Origin of the sequence: Streptomyces sp. URMC 126 (genome assembly GCF_051386555.1) — a bacterium.
GTDB lineage: Bacteria > Actinomycetota > Actinomycetes > Streptomycetales > Streptomycetaceae > Streptomyces.
Genome location: NZ_JBPQTX010000138.1, coordinates 1 through 17,361, shown reverse-complemented (window position 1 = coordinate 17,361; position 17,361 = coordinate 1). Strand labels below are relative to the sequence as shown.

The 17,361-nt window shown below is 71.3% G+C and carries 22 protein-coding genes; 14 read left to right on the top strand and 8 right to left on the bottom strand.

Going from position 1 to position 17,361, the window contains the following annotated elements; all coding sequences use genetic code 11:
- The 4 genes from leuA to ACSNOK_RS18180 form a co-directional block, all read left to right on the top strand.
- Nucleotides 1-1,739 (top strand): 2-isopropylmalate synthase (leuA, locus tag ACSNOK_RS18195; RefSeq protein ID WP_436781754.1); only part of this gene is annotated, 1,739 nt, incomplete at its 5' end.
- A 213-nt stretch (nucleotides 1,740-1,952) separates the two neighbouring features.
- A complete protein-coding gene (locus ACSNOK_RS18190) occupies nucleotides 1,953-2,681 on the top strand; it encodes a TerB family tellurite resistance protein (protein ID WP_436781753.1) in 729 nt (242 codons plus the stop codon).
- A 169-nt stretch (nucleotides 2,682-2,850) separates the two neighbouring features.
- Nucleotides 2,851-3,597, top strand: a complete 747-nt coding sequence (gene recO / locus ACSNOK_RS18185; protein ID WP_436781752.1) for a DNA repair protein RecO — start codon at nucleotides 2,851-2,853, stop codon at nucleotides 3,595-3,597.
- A gap of 18 nt (nucleotides 3,598-3,615) precedes the next feature.
- Nucleotides 3,616-4,473, top strand: a complete 858-nt coding sequence (locus tag ACSNOK_RS18180) for an isoprenyl transferase (RefSeq protein ID WP_436781751.1) — start codon at nucleotides 3,616-3,618, stop codon at nucleotides 4,471-4,473.
- A 156-nt stretch (nucleotides 4,474-4,629) separates the two neighbouring features.
- On the opposite strand, the gene ACSNOK_RS18175 is transcribed toward ACSNOK_RS18180, so the two are convergent.
- From ACSNOK_RS18175 to ACSNOK_RS18160, 4 genes are all read right to left on the bottom strand, one after another.
- Nucleotides 4,630-5,049 carry a Fur family transcriptional regulator gene (locus tag ACSNOK_RS18175; RefSeq protein WP_436781750.1) on the bottom strand — a complete coding sequence of 140 codons (420 nt, stop codon included), beginning with the start codon at nucleotides 5,047-5,049 and terminating at the stop codon, nucleotides 4,630-4,632.
- Between the two features lie 245 nt (nucleotides 5,050-5,294).
- A complete protein-coding gene (locus tag ACSNOK_RS18170) occupies nucleotides 5,295-6,197 on the bottom strand; it encodes a metal ABC transporter permease (RefSeq protein ID WP_436781749.1) in 903 nt (300 codons plus the stop codon).
- The gene (locus ACSNOK_RS18165; RefSeq protein ID WP_436781748.1) at nucleotides 6,197-6,991 is read right to left on the bottom strand and encodes a metal ABC transporter ATP-binding protein; all 795 of its coding nucleotides are present in this window, start codon (nucleotides 6,989-6,991) and stop codon (nucleotides 6,197-6,199) included. Before ACSNOK_RS18165 ends, ACSNOK_RS18170 begins: the two co-directional genes overlap by 1 nt.
- A 92-nt stretch (nucleotides 6,992-7,083) precedes the next feature.
- Nucleotides 7,084-8,115 carry a metal ABC transporter substrate-binding protein gene (locus tag ACSNOK_RS18160; protein WP_436781747.1) on the bottom strand — a complete coding sequence of 344 codons (1,032 nt, stop codon included), beginning with the start codon at nucleotides 8,113-8,115 and terminating at the stop codon, nucleotides 7,084-7,086.
- 208 nt (nucleotides 8,116-8,323) lie between these two features.
- Between ACSNOK_RS18160 and ACSNOK_RS18155 the strand changes: the two genes are divergently transcribed.
- The 3 genes from ACSNOK_RS18155 to ACSNOK_RS18145 all read left to right on the top strand — a co-directional run bounded on the left by ACSNOK_RS18155 (nucleotide 8,324) and on the right by ACSNOK_RS18145 (nucleotide 10,863).
- Nucleotides 8,324-9,706, top strand: a complete 1,383-nt coding sequence (locus tag ACSNOK_RS18155; protein ID WP_436781746.1) for a glycine--tRNA ligase — start codon at nucleotides 8,324-8,326, stop codon at nucleotides 9,704-9,706.
- 211 nt (nucleotides 9,707-9,917) lie between these two features.
- On the top strand, nucleotides 9,918-10,259 hold the full coding sequence (locus ACSNOK_RS18150) for a hypothetical protein (RefSeq protein WP_436781745.1): 342 nt from the start codon (nucleotides 9,918-9,920) through the stop codon (nucleotides 10,257-10,259).
- Between the two features lie 49 nt (nucleotides 10,260-10,308).
- On the top strand, nucleotides 10,309-10,863 hold the full coding sequence (locus ACSNOK_RS18145; protein WP_436781744.1) for a GNAT family N-acetyltransferase: 555 nt from the start codon (nucleotides 10,309-10,311) through the stop codon (nucleotides 10,861-10,863).
- A 153-nt stretch (nucleotides 10,864-11,016) separates the two neighbouring features.
- Here the strand turns inward: ACSNOK_RS18145 and ACSNOK_RS18140 are convergent, their stop codons facing one another.
- Nucleotides 11,017-11,589 carry a DUF6924 domain-containing protein gene (locus tag ACSNOK_RS18140; RefSeq protein WP_436781743.1) on the bottom strand — a complete coding sequence of 191 codons (573 nt, stop codon included), beginning with the start codon at nucleotides 11,587-11,589 and terminating at the stop codon, nucleotides 11,017-11,019.
- Between the two features lie 168 nt (nucleotides 11,590-11,757).
- Nucleotides 11,758-12,060 carry a hypothetical protein gene (locus ACSNOK_RS18135; RefSeq protein ID WP_436781742.1) on the bottom strand — a complete coding sequence of 101 codons (303 nt, stop codon included), beginning with the start codon at nucleotides 12,058-12,060 and terminating at the stop codon, nucleotides 11,758-11,760.
- Nucleotides 12,061-12,380: 320 nt separating this feature from the next.
- Here ACSNOK_RS18135 and ACSNOK_RS18130 point away from each other — a divergent pair, with 320 nt between their 5' ends.
- The 7 genes from ACSNOK_RS18130 (at nucleotide 12,381) to ACSNOK_RS18100 (ending at nucleotide 16,175) form a co-directional block, all read left to right on the top strand.
- Nucleotides 12,381-12,644, top strand: coding sequence for a hypothetical protein (locus ACSNOK_RS18130; RefSeq protein WP_436781741.1), 264 nt, complete (start codon nucleotides 12,381-12,383; stop codon nucleotides 12,642-12,644).
- Between the two features lie 347 nt (nucleotides 12,645-12,991).
- Entirely contained in the window at nucleotides 12,992-14,419 is a 1,428-nt protein-coding gene (locus tag ACSNOK_RS18125; protein WP_436781740.1) for a helix-turn-helix domain-containing protein, read from the top strand.
- Between the two features lie 70 nt (nucleotides 14,420-14,489).
- Nucleotides 14,490-14,741 (top strand): hypothetical protein, encoded by a 252-nt coding sequence (locus tag ACSNOK_RS18120; protein WP_436781739.1) that lies wholly within the window; start codon nucleotides 14,490-14,492, stop codon nucleotides 14,739-14,741.
- Nucleotides 14,738-14,977 (top strand): hypothetical protein, encoded by a 240-nt coding sequence (locus tag ACSNOK_RS18115; RefSeq protein WP_436781738.1) that lies wholly within the window; start codon nucleotides 14,738-14,740, stop codon nucleotides 14,975-14,977. Before ACSNOK_RS18120 ends, ACSNOK_RS18115 begins: the two co-directional genes overlap by 4 nt.
- A complete protein-coding gene (locus ACSNOK_RS18110) occupies nucleotides 14,974-15,264 on the top strand; it encodes a DUF7848 domain-containing protein (protein WP_436781737.1) in 291 nt (96 codons plus the stop codon). The genes ACSNOK_RS18115 and ACSNOK_RS18110 overlap by 4 nt, the downstream gene beginning before the upstream one ends.
- Nucleotides 15,261-15,815, top strand: a complete 555-nt coding sequence (locus tag ACSNOK_RS18105; protein WP_436781736.1) for a hypothetical protein — start codon at nucleotides 15,261-15,263, stop codon at nucleotides 15,813-15,815. Before ACSNOK_RS18110 ends, ACSNOK_RS18105 begins: the two co-directional genes overlap by 4 nt.
- Before the next feature lie 9 nt (nucleotides 15,816-15,824).
- Nucleotides 15,825-16,175: a hypothetical protein gene (locus ACSNOK_RS18100; protein WP_436781735.1), complete on the top strand. Its 351-nt coding sequence runs from the start codon at nucleotides 15,825-15,827 to the stop codon at nucleotides 16,173-16,175.
- Between the two features lie 255 nt (nucleotides 16,176-16,430).
- Here the strand turns inward: ACSNOK_RS18100 and ACSNOK_RS18095 are convergent, their stop codons facing one another.
- Together ACSNOK_RS18095 and ACSNOK_RS18090 are read right to left on the bottom strand one after the other, a co-directional pair.
- Nucleotides 16,431-16,958, bottom strand: a complete 528-nt coding sequence (locus tag ACSNOK_RS18095) for an SMI1/KNR4 family protein (protein ID WP_436781734.1) — start codon at nucleotides 16,956-16,958, stop codon at nucleotides 16,431-16,433.
- A 9-nt stretch (nucleotides 16,959-16,967) separates the two neighbouring features.
- Nucleotides 16,968-17,361 (bottom strand): hypothetical protein (locus ACSNOK_RS18090; RefSeq protein ID WP_436781733.1); only part of this gene is annotated, 394 nt, incomplete at its 5' end.

Sequence of the window (17,361 nt, the reverse complement as noted above, 5' to 3'; positions counted from 1 at the left end):
CCACCCCCCTCACCGCCGCCACCCTCACCCAGCGCCCGTCCGGCATGCCGGTGCACAAGTACGGCCGGTACGAGGCCGTGGACCTGCCCGACCGCACCTGGCCGGACCGCCGCATCACCAAGGCCCCGCGCTGGCTCTCCACCGATCTGCGTGACGGCAACCAGGCCCTGATCGACCCCATGTCGCCGGCCCGCAAGCGGGAGATGTTCGACCTGCTGGTGCGCATGGGCTACAAGGAGATCGAGGTCGGCTTCCCCTCCTCCGGCGCCACCGACTTCGCGTTCGTCCGCTCGATCATCGAGGAGGGCGCGGTCCCCGAGGACGTGACGATCTCCGTCCTCACCCAGGCCCGCGAGGAGCTGATCGAACGGACCGTGGAGTCGCTGCGCGGCGCGCACCGGGCGACCGTGCACCTCTACAACGCCACCGCGCCGGTCTTCCGCCGGGTCGTCTTCCGCGGCTCGCGCGAGCAGGTCAAGCAGATCGCGGTGGACGGGACGCGGCTGGTCATGGAGTACGCCGACAAGATCCTCGGCGACGAGACCGTGTTCGGGTACCAGTACAGTCCGGAGATCTTCACCGACACCGAGCTGGACTTCGCGCTGGAGGTCTGCGAGGGCGTCATGGACGTCTGGCAGCCGGAGGAGGGCCGGGAGATCATTCTCAACCTGCCCGCCACGGTCGAGCGTTCGACGCCCTCCACCCACGCCGACCGCTTCGAGTGGATGAGCCGGCACCTGTCCCGCCGCGAGTACGTCTGCCTCTCCGCCCACCCGCACAACGACCGCGGCACCGCCGTCGCCGCCGCCGAGCTGGCCGTGATGGCCGGCGCCGACCGCGTCGAGGGCTGCCTGTTCGGCCAGGGCGAGCGGACGGGCAACGTCGACCTGGTCACCCTGGGCATGAACCTGTTCTCCCAGGGCGTCGACCCGGAGATCGACTTCTCCCGGATCGACGACATCCGCCGCACCGCCGAGTACTGCAACCAGATGGAGGTCCACCCGCGCCACCCCTACGCGGGCGACCTGGTCTACACCGCCTTCTCCGGCTCCCACCAGGACGCCATCAAGAAGGGCTTCGAGGCGATGGAGGCCACCGCCGCCGCCGAGGGCCGGAGCGTGGACGAGATCGAGTGGGCGGTCCCGTACCTGCCCATCGACCCCAAGGACGTCGGGCGCTCGTACGAGGCGGTCATCCGCGTCAACTCGCAGTCCGGCAAGGGCGGTATCGCCTACGTCCTGAAGAACGAGCACAAGCTGGACCTGCCGCGCCGGATGCAGATCGAGTTCTCGAAGATCATCCAGGCCCGGACCGACGCGGCGGGCGGCGAGGTCACGCCGCAGGAGATCTGGTCCGTCTTCCGCGACGAGTACCTGCCCACGGACGACAACCCCTGGGGCCGCGTCGAACTGCGCGCCGCCCAGACGACGACGGCCGGCGAGGGCACCGACGTGCTCACCGTCGAGGCCGTGGTGGACGGGAAGGAGACGGTCCTGACGGGTACCGGCAACGGCCCGATCTCCGCCTTCTTCGACGCGCTCGCCGCCACCGGCATCGACGCCCGCCTGCTGGACTACACCGAGCACACCATGAGCGAGGGCGCCAGCGCCCAGGCCGCCTCGTACATCGAGTGTGTGATCGACGGCAAGGTGCTGTGGGGCATCGGCATCGACCCCAACACCACGCGCGCCTCCATCAAGGCGGTCGTGTCCGCGGTGAACCGCGCGTACCGGCCCTGAGGCGCCGGGATCACCGGGGGATCATCGGGATCGCCGAGGCCGTCAAGGGCGCGCCTTCCAAACCACCGCATCCGGTGGGCGCGGGGGCGCGCCCGGTCCCCGGTCGCCTCGGACCGGACCGAGTCTGCGCACGGGGTGCTGACGGCACGTCGACGATGTGGCTAACATCACGTCAACGCGGCGACGAGGCCGTGGCGTTAGGAGGTGTGCGCCGTGAAGCACGCGCAAGGCCGACAGGGCCCCGACCGGTGTGTGCTGGGTGTGCGCACCGTATGGCGCACCGTCGGTGACGGCGAGTTCTTCTGCCCCGGCTGCGGCGGGGACCGCAACTACCACCGCCGCACCGGCAGCCGCCGCCTCGTCGTACTCGGCGTCCCGCTGCTGCCGCGCGGGCCGGTCGGGCCGGTCGTCGAGTGCACGGCGTGCCGCGAGCGGTACCCGATGGACGTGCTCGACCACCCCACGACCACCCGGTTCTCCGCGATGCTGCGGGACGCGGTGCACACGGTCGCGCTCGCGGTGCTGGCGGCGGGCGGTACGGAGGCCCGTACGGTCCGCCGGGCGGCGGTGGGCGCGGTACGGGCGGCCGGCTTCGCGGACTGCAGCGAGGAGCAGCTCGTCACGCTGATCGAGGCGCTGGCCGCCGATACGGGGCGGCTGCCCGGCAGGTTCCCGGCGGGGCCCGCCGTGTCGGGGCGGGACGGCTTCGATCCGTGCGGCACGGCGCTCGCGATCGAGCTGCACGAGGCGCTGGAGCCGCTCGCTCCGCATCTCGCTCCCGCCGGGCGGGAGTCGATTCTGTTGCAGGGGGCGCGGATCGCGCTCGCGGACGGTCCTTACCGGCCGGCCGAGCGGGAGGTACTGGCGACGGTGGGGCGGGCGTTGATGATCTGTCCGGAGGATACGGACCGGTTGCTGGCGGCGGCTCGGACGCCGTCGTAGACGGCGTGGGGCGGCCCCGGTCCCGCTCTTTCACCGTTTCCTGGGGCTGCGCCCCAGACCCCGCTGATCGCGGCTTCGCCGCTCGTCCTCAAACGCCGGACGGGCTGAACAGGGCGCCCACTCCGGCCCGCCCGCCGCCACCGGTCCCGCCGTGCGGGACAATGGCCCCATGACCCTCTTCCGCGACGACGGCATCGTGCTCCGCACGCAAAAGCTGGGCGAAGCGGACCGCATCATCACCCTCCTCACCCGCGCCCACGGCCGTGTCCGGGCGGTGGCCCGCGGTGTCCGCCGGACGAAGTCCAAGTTCGGGGCCCGCCTCGAACCCTTCTCGCACGTGGACGTGCAGTTCTTCACGCGCGGCGGGGAGCTGGTGGGGCGGAGCCTGCCGCTGTGCACGCAGAGCGAGACGATCGCCGCGTACGGCGGGAAGATCGTCGCGGACTACGCCCGGTACACCGCCGGGACGGCCATGCTGGAGACGGCCGAGCGGTTCACGGACCACGAGGGCGAGCCGGCCGTCCAGCAGTACCTGCTGCTCGTCGGGGGCCTGCGGACGCTCGCCGCGGGGGAGCACGCCCCGCACCTGATCCTCGACGCGTTCCTGCTGCGCTCGCTCGCCGTCAACGGGTACGCGCCGAGCTTCGACGCGTGCGCGCGCTGCGGGATGCCGGGCCCCAACCGGTTCTTCTCGACGGCGGCCGGCGGCGTGGTCTGCGGTGACTGCCGGGTGCCCGGAAGCGTCGTACCCTCCTCGGAGGCGATCGGGCTCCTCGCCGCCCTGCTCTCCGGGGACTGGGCCACGGCGGACGCGTGCGAGGCGCGGTACGTCCGGGAGGGCAGCGGCCTCGTCGCCGCATATCTGCACTGGCACCTCGAGCGGGGGCTTCGTTCGCTCCGCTACGTGGAGAAGTAAATAGGAGTAGTGGCAGCCATGGCACGACGCGGGCTTCTGGGCCGTTCCCGTCGCGAGTACCGCACCCCCGAACCGCACCCCTCGGGCGCGCGGCCGCCGAAGATCCCGGGTGAGCTCGTCCCCGAGCACGTCGCGATCGTCATGGACGGCAACGGCCGTTGGGCCAAGGAGCGCGGCCTGCCGCGCACCGAGGGGCACAAGGTGGGCGCCGAGCGGGTGCTGGACGTCCTCCAGGGCGCGATCGAGATGGGCGTCGGCAGCATCTCCCTGTACGCCTTCTCCACCGAGAACTGGCGGCGCTCCCCGGACGAGGTGCGCTTCCTGATGAACTTCAACCGGGACTTCATCCGCAAGACCCGCGACCAGCTCGACGCGCTCGGCATCCGCGTCCGCTGGGTGGGCCGGATGCCCAAGCTCTGGCGCTCGGTGGCCAAGGAGCTCCAGGTCGCCCAGGAGCAGACCAAGGACAACGACCTGCTCACGCTGTACTTCTGCATGAACTACGGCGGCCGTGCGGAGATCGCGGACGCGGCCCAGGCGCTGGCGGAGGACGTGCGCGCGGGCCGGCTGGACCCGTCGAAGGTCAGCGAGAAGACGTTCGCGAAGTACCTCTACTACCCGGACATGCCGGACGTGGACCTGTTCCTGCGCCCGTCCGGCGAGCAGCGGACGTCCAACTACCTGCTCTGGCAGAGCGCCTACGCCGAGATGGTGTTCCAGGACGTGCTCTGGCCCGACTTCGACCGCCGCGACCTGTGGCGCGCCTGCCTGGAGTACGCGCAGCGGGACCGGCGGTTCGGCGGGGCGATCCCCAACGCGGTGGAGCGGGGCGCGGAGGGGGCGGACGAGGCGGAGGAGCCCGGCCCGCAGGCCTGAGCCGGGCGGGTGACGGACGACGCGAACGCCCGGCCTCTCGGGGAGGGGCCGGGCGTTCGCGGCGGTTCGCGGTGGTTCGGACGGTCGTGGCGGTCCGGACGCTCGCGCTGGGTCAGGCGGTGCCGTGCGTGAGGACGGGCGGTGCCGTGCGCGGGTTCAGGAGCCGGCGGCGGCGCGGGCGCAGTCGCCGCAGGTGCCGAAGACCTCGACGGTGTGGGCGACGTCCACGAAGCCGTGCTCGCGGGCGATGGTGTCCGCCCACGTCTCCACGGCCGGCCCCTCGACCTCGACCGCCTTGCCGCACATCCGGCACACCAGGTGGTGGTGGTGACCGCTGGAGCAGCGGCGGTAGACCGCCTCGCCCTCGCTGGTGCGCAGCACGTCCACCTCGCCGGCGTCGGCGAGGGACTGCAGGGTGCGGTAGACCGTGGTCAGCCCCACGGAGGCGCCGCGGTGCCTGAGCATGTCGTGGAGTTCCTGAGCGCTGCGGAACTCGTCCACCTCGTCGAGCGCCGCCGCGACGGCGGCGCGCTGCTTGGTGGCTCGGCCGCGTACCGGGGGACCGGCGGTCGCCACAGTTGCCTCCTCAAGCTCGGCTGACACACCCACGTACGGTTTCGGCGGCGTGCGGGCCAATTGTGCCAGGCCCCGCGCACCGGCCGTGTGCCGTGATCCATGCGTTCCGGACGACCTGCGGAGTACAGGTTTGGTTAGCCTAACCTGCACCCCGCCGTCGCAGTAGGGCTGATCGCCGATGTGACCGCCGTCGCACGCGGGGCGCGGGAGGCGTGGCCGGAGCCGGCCGCGTACGTCGTCCGGAGTCAGACGCGTACGTCGTCCGGAGCGCCCGGGGCGCCCGGCGCGCCCGGGTCCGCGAGCGTGCAGCGCTCCTCGTCGAGGGCCTGCTTCCGGGCGCGGGATCCGGCCAGCGGCGCGGCGATCACCGTGAGGGCGACGAACACGCCGATCGCCATCAGGACGATGGTGGCGCCCGGCGGGACGTCCACGTAGTACGAGGTCGTGGTCCCGGAGAGGGTGACCAGCACCCCGATCCCCACGGACAGCGCCAGCGTGGTGGCGAAGCTGCGGGCGATCTGCTGCGACGCGGCCACCGGGATCACCATCAGGGCGCTGACCAGCAGCAATCCGACCACCCGCATGGCGACCGTGACCGTCAGCGCGGCCGTGACGGCGATCAGCAGATTGAGCAGCCGCACCGGGAGGCCGGTGACGCGGGCGAACTCCTCGTCCTGACAGATGGCGAAAAGCTGCCGTCGCAGGCCCAGTGTGGCGAGGATCACGAAGGCGGCCAGGACGCAGATCGCGACGATGTCCTGCCGCGAGACCGTCGTCAGCGAGCCGAAGAGGTAGGTGACCAGGTTGGCGTTGGAGCCGTTGTCCGAGAGGTTGATCAGCATCACGCCGCCGGCCATGCCGCCGTAGAAGAGCATGGCGAGGGCGATGTCGCCGCGGGCCTTGCCGTAGGAGCGGATCAGCTCCATCACGACGGCGCCCGCCACGCACACCGTCGCGGCCACCCACACCGGGCTGGTGTTGAGCAGGAAGCCCAGGCCCACGCCGGTGAGGGCGACGTGGCCGATGCCGTCGCCCATCAGCGCCTGGTGGCGCTGGACGAGGTAGATGCCGATCGCGGGGGCGGTGATGCCCACGAGGAGCGCGGCGAGCAGTGCGCGCTGCATGAACGCGGCGTCGAGGATCTCCATCAGCTGAGCAGCCCTGTCCGAGTCGGTTCCGCCGCCGGGCCGGCGTGCGGGTGTACGTGGTCGTGGCCGGGGAGCGCGTGCTGGCCCACGGCCTCGGGCGGCGGCCCGTCGTGGACGACGCAGCCGTCGCGCAGCACGATCGCCCGGTCGATGAGGGGCTCCAGCGGCCCCAGTTCGTGCAGGACGAGCAGGACGGTGGTGCCCCGGGCGACCTCCTCGCGGAGGGCGTTGGCCAGCACCTCCTGGCTGGCGAGGTCCACGCCGGCCATCGGCTCGTCCATGATCAGCAGTTCGGGTTCGACGGCGAGGGCGCGGGCGATCAGCACCCGCTGGTGCTGGCCGCCGGAGAGCGCGTTCACCGAGTCCTTGAGCCGGTCCGCCATGCCGACCAGCTCCAGCGCCTTCACCACGGCCTCGCGGTCGGCCCGGCGGCTGAACCCCAGCTTCGTCCGGGCCAGCCGCCCGGCGGAGACCACCTCGCGTACGGTCGCCGGGACGCCGGCCGCGGCGGTGGTGCGCTGCGGTACGTACCCGATCCGCGCCCAGTCGCGGAAGCGGCGCTTCGGCGTGCCGAACAGCTCCAGCTCGCCGCCGGTCAGCGGGACCTGGCCGACGATCGCCCGGACCGCCGTGGACTTCCCGGAGCCGTTGGCGCCGAGCAGTGCGACGACCTCGCCGCGCCGGACCTCCAGGTCCACCCCGCGCAGCACGGGCCGGGCCCCGAGCGACGCCGTCGCCCCGCGCAGGGATATGACGGGCTGCTCGGCCCCCTCGGGCCGTTCGGGCTGCTTCATGACCGCCTCCTCGGGCGCGCGCTCGTCGGGGGCCACCGGGCCGGTGGCCGACGTGCTCTGTGTGCCGGCCGTGCCGGCCGTCGTCCGCGTGCTCACTTCGCACCGAGCGCTTTCCGCAGGGCCGTCAGATTGGACTCCATGACCTCGAAGTAATCGTGTCCCTTGGAGTGGTCCGTGATGCCCTCCAGCGGGTCCAGGACGTCGGTCCGCAGGCCGAGGTCGCCGGCGATGGTCTTCGCGGTGGCCGGGCTGGCGATCGTCTCGAAGAAGACCGTGTTGACGTGGTGGTCCTTCGCCAGCTTGTGCAGGTCCTTGATCCGCGCCGCGCTGGGCTCGGCCTCCGGGTCGACGCCGCTGACGGCCTCCTCGGTGAGCCCGTAGCGCTCGGCGAGGTAGCCGAAGGCGGCGTGGGTGGTGATGAAGGTGTCGGAGGACCGGTTCCGCAGGCCGTCCGCGAACTTCGTGTTCAGCTCCTTCAGGCGGCCCACCAGGATGTCGGTGTTCTTCTGGAAGATCTCCCGGTGGTCCGGGGCCGCCTTGGCGAGGGTCTTGTTGACGCCCTGCGCGACCTCGGCGAACTTCACGGGGTCGAGCCAGATGTGGGGGTCGGCGCCGCCGTCGTGGTCGTGGTCGTGACCGTGGCCCTCGTCGCCGTGCTCCTCGTGGCCCCCGTGCTCCCCGTGCTCGTCGTGGTCGCCGTGTTCGTGGCCGTCGACCTCGTCGCCGTGGGTTTCCAGGTGGGTGAGGGAGGCGGCGTCGGCGACGTTCTTCGCGCCGGACTGCTTGATCGCCTCGTCCACGGCGGGCTGGAGCCCCTTGAGGTAGACGACGGCGTCCGCCTTCTCCAGGGAGGCGACCTGCCGGGGCTTGAGCTCCAGGTCGTGCGGTTCCTGACCGGGATTGGTGAGCCCGGTGACGTGGACGTGGTCCCCGCCGATCTGCCGGGCGAGGAACTCCATCGGATAGAACGACGCCACGACGTCCAGCTTGCCGTCCTCCGCCCCCGTCCGCTCGTCGGAACCGCAGGCGGAGAGCGAACCGATGCCGAGCGCCGCCGCCAGGGCGACGGCGACCCCGGTTATTCGGGGGGACCGGGAGGCGGGGCGGAGAGGGTTGCCGTTCATGACACTCATTTTCAACAAAAATGGAAACGATTGTCAACAAGAGGGGGCTTGGGACGGTTCGGGAGCGGTCGGACGGGGTCGCGGCGGAGGGCCGGACGATGCGGTGGCCGATCGCCCACCGGTCGGGCCGGGACCGATTTGATGAGAGGGGGTGTCGCGCCGGTAACCTGAAGCATTCGCTGTTCGTCGTCGCAATGAAGAGAGCACCGTGGCCGCCGACAAGATCGACACCATCGTCAGCCTGAGCAAGCGCCGTGGCTTCGTCTATCCGTGCAGTGAGATCTACGGTGGCCAGCGTGCCGCCTGGGACTACGGACCGCTCGGTGTGGAGCTCAAGGAGAACATCAAGCGCCAGTGGTGGCGTTCCATGGTCACCTCGCGCGACGACGTGGTCGGTCTCGACTCGTCGGTGATCCTGGCCCGTGAGGTGTGGGAGGCGTCCGGTCACGTCGCCACCTTCACCGACCCGCTGACCGAGTGCACCTCCTGCCACAAGCGCTTCCGCGCGGACCACCTGGAGGAGGCGTACGAGGCCAAGCACGGCAAGCTCCCCGAGAACGGCCTCGCCGACCTCAACTGCCCGCACTGCGGCAACAAGGGCGGCTTCACCGAGCCCAAGCAGTTCTCCGGCCTGCTCTCCACCCACCTCGGCCCGACGCAGGACAGCGGCTCCGTGAGCTACCTGCGCCCCGAGACCGCGCAGGGCATCTTCACCAACTTCGCCCAGGTGCAGCAGACCTCGCGCCGCAAGCCGCCGTTCGGCATCGCCCAGACCGGCAAGTCGTTCCGCAACGAGATCACGCCGGGCAACTTCATCTTCCGCACCCGCGAGTTCGAGCAGATGGAGATGGAGTTCTTCGTCAAGCCGGGCGAGGACGAGCAGTGGCACGAGTACTGGATGGAGCAGCGCTGGAGCTGGTACACCGGCCTCGGCATGCGCGAGGAGAACATGCGGTGGTACGAGCACGCCGCCGAGAAGCTCTCGCACTACTCCAAGCGCACCGTTGACATCGAGTACCGCTTCAACTTCGGCGGCACCGAGTTCTCGGAGCTGGAGGGCCTCGCCAACCGCACCGACTACGACCTCAAGGCCCACTCCGCCGCCTCCGGCCAGGACCTGTCGTACTTCGACCAGGAGGCCGGCGAGCGCTACTTCCCGTACGTCATCGAGCCGGCGGCCGGTCTGAACCGCGCCATGCTCGCCTTCATGCTCGACGCGTACAACGAGGACGAGGCGCCCAACGCCAAGGGCGTCATGGAGAAGCGCGTCGTCATGCGCCTCGACCCGCGCCTGGCCCCGGTCAAGGTCGCCGTCCTGCCGCTGTCCCGCAACCCGCAGCTCTCCCCGAAGGCCAAGGGCCTCGCGGCGGACCTGCGCAAGCACTGGAACATCGAGTTCGACGACGCCGGCGCCATCGGCCGCCGCTACCGCCGCCAGGACGAGATCGGCACGCCGTTCTGCGTCACCGTCGACTTCGACACCCTCGACGACAACGCGGTGACCGTGCGCGAGCGCGACACGATGAAGCAGGAGCGCGTCTCCCTCGACCAGATCCAGGCGTACCTGGGCGGCCGTCTGCTCGGCTGCTGAGGCCGTTCGCTCTGTTCCGGAGGCCCCGGCCCCGCGCGTCCGACGCGGGGCCGGGGCCTCCGGCTTGTAGTTCTCCACGCCGGGCCGCCGGGCCGCCGGCCCTCGGTCAACTGCCCGCTGCGGCCGACGGGGATGCCCGCGGTCACTCCTCCGGAGCTCGCATCGCAGGGCGGCGTCTTCGCCGGCGCGTCAGGTGTGACAGCCTGCGGACATGCCAGAGCTGCGCGCGCACGGCGGCCGTCACTACGCCGTCCAGTACCACTACGCCTTGCCGGACGACGCGTGGTGCGTCGAACTGAGCGAGGCCGTACCGGCACCGGCCGCCTGGGCGGACGACCCCGACGCGCAGACGCACCTGCCCGGGCCGCCCTGCCTGGTGGGCGTGGTACCCGACGAGGATCCGGGCCTGGAGCCGACCGTCCGCGTCTTCAGTCCGGACGGGCACGTGGTCCCTTACGAGATCATGCGCTGGTTCATGGAGCACGTGGCCGACCAGATCGAGCGCTGTCGCCTCGCGTTCCGGCAGGGAGAAGACGGAGCCCCCCTCGGGTGATCGCCGGTATTCGATCGACGAGGGGGCCGGGGCCGGGCAGACTGGGCGGATGCCGCGGTTGATCAAGCCCGATGTGCGCGTTCACGCCTCGTTCGTCGAGGCCATGGCCGAGTTCCGAGCCGAGGGGCGGGGCGTTCCCGAGGACGAATCGATGGTCGGCAGGGACATCCTGCGGTTCCATCCTCGGTGGCGGGACCCCGAAGTCTTCGCGGAGTACGTCGAGTCGGTGCGCGCCGACACCCGGGAGGACGCCCCGCGCCCCGCGGGCCGCGTCCCCGCCACCACCTTGTGGTACGTCGACGGAGACGACTGGCTCGGACGCGTCGCCGTCCGCCACCGGTCCACGCCACGGCTGCTGGAGTGGGGCGGCCACATCGGCTACGACGTCCGCCCCTCCGCCCGCCGACGTGGGCACGCCACGGCGATGCTGCGTTCCGTGCTGCCGGTCGCGTGGGACCTGGGCCTGGACCGCGCCCTGGTCACCTGCGACCCGGATAACGTCGCCTCCCGCAAGGTCATCGAGGCGTGCGGAGGCGTCTTCGAGGACGAGCGGAGCGGCAAGTTGCGGTACTGGATTGACCCGGGTGGCGCGGCCTGTAGATAGGCAGGTGGGTAGGCAGGTCCACCTCAAGGTGGTGGCCCACGGCCCGGTCCGGGTCGGCGAGGAGGTCCTCAAGGTGCTGCCACGACTAGGAGAGCTGCCCGAGGGTGAACGCGCCGGTTCAAGCGGCTGGTTGACGATGCCGGCCCCGCCTCGTCAGTCTTCGTCCTCGTCGCCTTGGTCGCCCTCCTCCTGGTCCATCCGCCGGAACTCCTCGTATACCGCCGTCCCCGGCTCCGCCACATGCGCGTCCAGTTCCGACCAGTCGGAGTCGTGGTACTCGCGGAAGAACACGTTGGCGATGCTGACGTTGATCTCGACACCGGCCACATGCAGGGCCGGAACGCGGAACGGCTCCTCACGCGGGCACGGTTCGTCACCCGCGTTGTCCACATGGAGGTCGATGCCGAGCAGCGGCAGTTCGTCGGAGACGAAGGTCTGCGCGTCGGCCAGGTAGAGGTGGTCGTACGACAGGTCGTGGCCGGTGCGGGGGGCGCCGGCGAGCACCGTCTCTGGAGACAGGTCCCGGAACTTCTCCTTGTCGACCGGGACGACGTACGCGATGGCCCGGTCGTAATCGCAGAAGTGCGGCGAGCCCTCCTCGAAGGTGACGGGCGTCTCCAGGGCCCGCAGCAGGCGAGCCCAGCCGGCGGGGTCGGTGAAGTCGGTCCGGAGGACCGGGGCGCTTCCTGTGCGGGGCAGGCGTATCGGCCGTCGATCGTGCTTCATGTCGTGGACCTCGGACGGTGTCTTGATCGGCGGTCGCTCGTCGCGCCGGACGTGGACATAGTAGTGCGCCCGGTGCGGGACTGGCCGGGCGCGAACGGCGCGCAGGAATGGCCGCGTTGTGCCATCGACTCGGCCGGCGATCGGGCGCGGGGCCGAGCACTTCCTCGCTTACTTGGCCCAGTAGAGCAGGCGCTCGTGAGGCCGCATGCGAGCCGCGTCCGGCACACCCACCATCACGCGCGGCTCGATCAGCGGACTTTCCGGAGAGAGAAGCGCGTCCAGGTCACCGACCGCATCGGCGATGTCTTCGTCGATCTCGGCGGTATGGCGACGTACCCAGAAGGAGAGCAGCACTCTTCCCTCCTCGACCGTAACCGCTACCGCTACTACGTCGGATGAGATCAGCCCTAGTAGAGCCTGCACCGCGGTGAGGGCGATGTCGTTGACGCGCTGAAGCTCGGAGTCCGCCATGCCGATGCATCCTGGTGGTCACCGGGCAAGCGCGCCAACCGGTATGTCGCCTTTGGGGCGAAGGCCGTCCACTCGTCCGCTGAACTGCGGAAACGCGGGTGCGGACCGAGTTCGAGGTGCTCGCCTGTAGGCTGCGCAGGAGTGTGGAGGTGCGTCTCCACCCGTCATCCTGCTCATCGCCGGACAAGGGGGATGCCACCCGCTGCCGGCCGGGACCGGTCTCGGTAATCCTTGGTAGTCGCGTATGAAGTGCCACTACCGGGAGGGCCGGCACGTGAGTGGAGAAGGAAGGGCGCGAGACCCCTGAGGCGAGGATCGAAGTGAACAAGACGCGCGAACAGGCCTGTGCCGACAGCCTCTGGGGTTCACCGGCTCTCTTCGTGACCGCATCGTTCATCTGCTTCGAGATCGTCGGCGGCAGCGGGACGAAGCTCGGCTGGATCCTTTACGCGTGCGGCTGGCTGCCGGTGCTCGGCATGTTCGCCTGGTCGGGGATCAAGCGGCGCCGCCCGGGAGTCGGCGGGGCCGTCGGGGTGGGCATCTTGCTCGTATTCGGGCTCCTCTTCTGGCTCAACCACGGCTGAGACCAGCGCTTTTTGACGCCGCGATCCGCCGGGCGGCCGGGTCCGGATCCGGGTCCGGTCACGTCAGGGGGTGCGTCCAGCTTTGACAGAAGAACGCGCGCCCGACAGACCTCAGTCTCGCGGTCGGGCCACCAGGCGGACGCCCGGGCCCGAGCGGGCCTCACGTCGATCACGTGCCGGCTGAACGGGGCGGGGGAGCTCCATCGTGTGGAAGGACCGGAGCGTCCGGCTCGCCCTACGGACTGTCCGCCGTGTCGCACACGTCGCACCGTTGCGCTGAGGAGGCACGCTCAGACGCGGGCCGGCCGCGCGGAAGGGCCGTTCCGCAACCTGTTGGACGCGGGCGGGTGAGCGCCGCAGCAGTGCGGGAGATCCGCATCGGTCTTCCTGAGGCGTTCGTCGGCTTCGGGTCTGCCACCCGGTCCGGCGTAGTGTTCGACCACTGCCGGGGGAACTTCACCTGCTTACGGCGAACCTCGCCCGGAAGCCCCTGCCCTACGCTGGTAGTTGAGCGCCCACCACCAAGGGGAACATCCATGATCGATGTACCGGAACTCAGCATCGGGGAGCGGATCAAGCATTACAGGACGAAGAGCGGGAAGTCACAGGCCGCCCTCGGCGGGCTCGTCGGCCGTTCGGAGGACTGGGTGTCCAAGGTCGAGCGCGGGCTCATCCCGGTGGACCGGCTGTCCGTGCTTCTCGACATCGCGCGCGTGCTGGGGATCCGCGACCTGGCCGATCTGACCGGTCCCGCGATCTCGCTCTCGCTTACGTCCTCCCCGGAGCACCCTGCGGTCCCGGCGATCCGGCGGGCCCTGCACACCCCGCCCACGCTCCTCGGTTCCGGCTTGCCGGGCGAGCCCATGGCCACGGATGAGCTGGCCCGACGCGTAGGCGAGGCCTGGCAGGTCTACGAAACCGAGACGCGGCGGTACGAACCGGTCGGCCGGATGCTGCCGGGGCTCTTGGCCGAGGCCTACCTGACTGTGCGCACCGCCGGTGCACAAGGGGAGTTGGAGGCGGCGCGTGCGTTGATTTCGCTGCTCCACCTCCACCAGGTCTTTTTGCGGCGCCTCGGCGAACGGAAGCTGTCTTTGACCGCGGCCGATCGTGCGATGCAGATTGCCGATGACACCGGCGACCCGGCTCTCATCGCCGCCTCCGTATGGAACGTGTGCGGCATCCTCACGTCGAGCGGGGAAGTGGCGGACTCCTTGGAGCTGGCCCGGGCCGCGATCGATCACGTACGCCCCGGAGACGACGCGACGCCGGAGCACCTCTCCGCTTACGGAGCGCTCCATCTCGCCGCCGTGATCGCCGCCGTGCGGGACGGAAAGGCGCCGCTGGCGTGGGATTTGTTGCGCGGAGCCGACGCCGTCGCGGCGCGTCTCGGCGTCGACCGAAACGACTGGCACACGTCGTTCGGACCGACGAACGTCAGGATGCACGCCGTGCACTTGGCGGCGGAGGAAGGCGACGCGGCCGAGGCGTTGCGTCTGGCCGACGATGTGGAGGTGCCCGAACCCGGCGGGGTGCTGCCGCTGGAACGTACGACGAGGTACCTGGTCGAGGTGATGCACGCCAACCGGTTGGCCGGCGACGACTACGCCACGCTGTACATGTTGCGGAAGATCAGGGAAGCGAGTCCGGAGGAGATCCGGTACTTCCCGATCGTGCGCGACGCCATCGGATCCCTGCTCAAGCGCGAACGCCCCACATACCGCCGTGAGCTGCGCGAACTCGCGGCCCACGTAGGGGTGCTGGCGGCTGCCTGACCCCGGAAGAAGAGGCGGTCCGGAAAATCCTTCCGGGCCGCCTCGCGCGTCCAGCCCTACTTTCTGTGACATGACGATCACTGAAGGGAAGTGCGGGGTGTCGGGCGCGACCGCCAACCCCAGGCAGGGCGTGCGGTTCGAACGCACCCCGGGCAAGGCACTGCATCACACGGCGGCCGGGCGGATCGCGCTGCCGCTCCGGCTCGTCGACAACGGCGTCCCGGTGGCGGACGGTGAGCTGGTGCTGACGTATGACGAGGCCGACGGAATGCGTCTGGAGCTGGGCAAGCTCCTCGGCGCCGGCGAAGGAGGTGTCGCATGACGTCCACGCCTCGTCGAAGCCCCGGGGACCGCGCCCGGCGGGCCGCGCTGGCCGATGCCGCCGTGGGCGGCGTCCCGTCGGAGCCGCCCGGTTGTCCGCCCGTGCCCGCGCCCGGTTGTGACGTCTGCGAAGCGCTCGCGCGGCAGCGGGCCGTCGCGCGGCGGGCCGGGGACTTCTCGCGGGCGCTCGACTGCGACGTGGAGCTGCGGCGGCACCCGCACGGGCGGCGGCGGTGACGGCGGCGGGCGGCGCGGCACGGGCCGGGGCGCCGTTCCTGACCAGGGACCGGGGGCGGGACGTACCCGCCGAGCCGGTGTACGAGTTCCAGTGCCGGGCCTGCCGGAAGACGTCCCGGGCGGGGGAGGGCGACCCCCTGGGCGCCGAGGTGTGGGCGCTGAAACACACGCGGCTGCACCCCGCGCACCGTACGTACTGCGCGGTGACGACCTCGTTCTGGCGGGTGGACCACACCCCCGGCGTCACCGTGTCCGACACCGTGACCCCGGAGGAGGCGCCCCGATGACGTACGCACCGCTTCCGAGGACGTACCCCACGCAGAACCACCCCGCCGCACTGTGGCTGGTCTCCAGGGCCCTCCGGCCGCGAGAGGTCCACGAGGCCTGGGCCGAGGGCAGGACTCCGACGGTCGAGATCGGACACCGCTTCGACGTCGTCCACCTCCCGGCCGCCGCCGTGGAAAGCGGCATCGCCGGGGCGCGGACGGACGACGTGGTCGAGGCGGCGTTCCGCGCGGCGGGGATCGGGTACGGCGTGGTGGCGACCCGCCGGCGGGACGTCTACAGCGTCCTGGTCCGCCCCGGTACCGCGCGGACGTGGGTGCCCGTACACGGGACGCGGGCCGTCGGGATCGACGATCACCTGCGGTACCTGCGTACGCCGCACCCCGGCCGGCGCGAGGGGCCGGGTGACTTCTGGCTGCTGCCGGCGCCGCACGCGGACGAGGTGCTGGCCGGGGCCGTGGAGGTGCGTGCGCTGATCGCGCGGTGGCCGGGCGGGAGGCCGGGGAGGGGTGGGGCGCCGGTGACGTGGGGGGTGCGGCCGTCGTCGGCGTAGGGTGGGCCGATGCCTCTCGTGGAGATCACTTACGCGCCCCGCGTCCCCGAGGACGTCCTCCGTGAACTGCGGGACGCGCTGCCGCACTTGGTGTCCCTGGCGGTGGCGTGTCCCGAGGAGCCGTACGACGGTGACCTGCGGCCCGGCGATGTCGAGTTGCGCTTCCGGCCGCGTGGGCCGCTGGACGGCGGCGGGCTGGACCTCGTCGTGGAGGTGCGGTCGAAGTGGTTCGAGAGCCGTGCCGCCGACCGCCAGGAGCGGGCCGACCGGCTGTGCGCCGGCATCCGGTCGGCGAGCGGGCTGCGGGACGTCGGTGTCTACCTGGCGCTGCCGGTCGCGGCCTGGGCGCAGGGGGATTGAGGGGAGGGCGCGGGGACGCGGCACCGGGCACGCGGCCGCAGGCCGGCGGCCTCGGCCTGTGCCGGACGGTCCTCGCGCGCGGGGGCGTCCAACCGCGGGGCGCGGAGACGCGGCGTCAGGCGCCCAGCCGGGAGCCGGCGGCCTCGGCCCGCTCCATGACGGTCCTGGCGCGAGAGGCCCGATCGCCGGGTTCCTCGTCGGTGACGTCGACCGTATGTACCGGGACCCGGCCGGCTTCGCCACGGAGGCGGCCAGTCAGGCGCAGAGTCGCAGGATTCCGTCCTCGAAGCCGGGGAACTCCCGTGCCGCCTCGTCCATGACCGACTTCGCGGACCACCGCCGCTCCGGGGTGAATTGCCCCGCGATGGCGACGAGTTCGGGTACGGGGCGGGCGGGTCGGACGCGTTCGTCCGGGTCGACGGCCTCGTACGGGCCGAACCCGTCGGCCAGGAGCCAGAGGAAGGCCGGAAGGTCGCGGGCGACGACGCCCATCTCGCCTTCGGAGCCCATGTGCACGACCGGTTGGGCGCTGAGCGGTGCGGCGGGCCGGGTGAGCCACACGGCCGTGAGACCGCCCGAAGCGTCCTGCCCGAAGACGCGGAACGCGTCGCCCGTCACCTCGCCGTTGCCCGTCCAGGCGCGGAACCACGCCGTCGTCTCCTCGGCGGACTGCAACTCCGGGTAGAGCTCGAAGTCGATGCCGTCGCCGTCCTCGTACGCGAACCCGACGTCCGTCAGGGCCTGGAGGGGAGCGGGGAGGCGGCAGTCGTCCGTCGGTGTCATGGGTGCACGCTAGCGGCCGCCGTCTTCGGTACCGCCGCGGTGGCCTCGTATCGCCGCCACCGCGCACACCGCCGCCAGGGGCAGTTCCGCCGCGGCGGCCATGATCAGGGCCGAGGTCAGGTCGCCGCCCGGAGCGGCCGTCATCACGTCGAACCAGGCGTCGGCGACGAGCAGAGTGGCGGCGACCGCTGCCGTCAGGCTGTGGATGGGGTGACGCCGTACGGCCAGGACGCCCGTCGTGATGAGGGCGAGCGCCTCCAGCGCGTCCAGGCCGACCCAGGCCGCCGACCAGTTCGAGGCGGTCGTCTCGGCCGGCAGGCTCGTGGCGAGGACGAACAGCCAGGGGAGGAGCGCGACGCCGCAGGCGGCCAGGGCGTAGCCGAGGAGGTGTCTCTTATACACA

Coding starts and splice junctions, on each gene's coding strand:
- recO (WP_436781752.1), top strand. CDS start 2,851: ATGACCCTCTTCCGCGACGACGGCATCGTGCTCCGCACGCAAAAGCTG.
- ACSNOK_RS18180 (WP_436781751.1), top strand. CDS start 3,616: ATGGCACGACGCGGGCTTCTGGGCCGTTCCCGTCGCGAGTACCGCACC.
- ACSNOK_RS18170 (WP_436781749.1), bottom strand. CDS start 6,197: ATGGAGATCCTCGACGCCGCGTTCATGCAGCGCGCACTGCTCGCCGCG.
- ACSNOK_RS18165 (WP_436781748.1), bottom strand. CDS start 6,991: ATGAAGCAGCCCGAACGGCCCGAGGGGGCCGAGCAGCCCGTCATATCC.
- ACSNOK_RS18160 (WP_436781747.1), bottom strand. CDS start 8,115: ATGAACGGCAACCCTCTCCGCCCCGCCTCCCGGTCCCCCCGAATAACC.
- ACSNOK_RS18150 (WP_436781745.1), top strand. CDS start 9,918: ATGCCAGAGCTGCGCGCGCACGGCGGCCGTCACTACGCCGTCCAGTAC.
- ACSNOK_RS18145 (WP_436781744.1), top strand. CDS start 10,309: ATGCCGCGGTTGATCAAGCCCGATGTGCGCGTTCACGCCTCGTTCGTC.
- ACSNOK_RS18140 (WP_436781743.1), bottom strand. CDS start 11,589: ATGAAGCACGATCGACGGCCGATACGCCTGCCCCGCACAGGAAGCGCC.
- ACSNOK_RS18135 (WP_436781742.1), bottom strand. CDS start 12,060: ATGGCGGACTCCGAGCTTCAGCGCGTCAACGACATCGCCCTCACCGCG.
- ACSNOK_RS18120 (WP_436781739.1), top strand. CDS start 14,490: ATGACGATCACTGAAGGGAAGTGCGGGGTGTCGGGCGCGACCGCCAAC.
- ACSNOK_RS18115 (WP_436781738.1), top strand. CDS start 14,738: ATGACGTCCACGCCTCGTCGAAGCCCCGGGGACCGCGCCCGGCGGGCC.
- ACSNOK_RS18105 (WP_436781736.1), top strand. CDS start 15,261: ATGACGTACGCACCGCTTCCGAGGACGTACCCCACGCAGAACCACCCC.
- ACSNOK_RS18100 (WP_436781735.1), top strand. CDS start 15,825: ATGCCTCTCGTGGAGATCACTTACGCGCCCCGCGTCCCCGAGGACGTC.
- ACSNOK_RS18095 (WP_436781734.1), bottom strand. CDS start 16,958: ATGACACCGACGGACGACTGCCGCCTCCCCGCTCCCCTCCAGGCCCTG.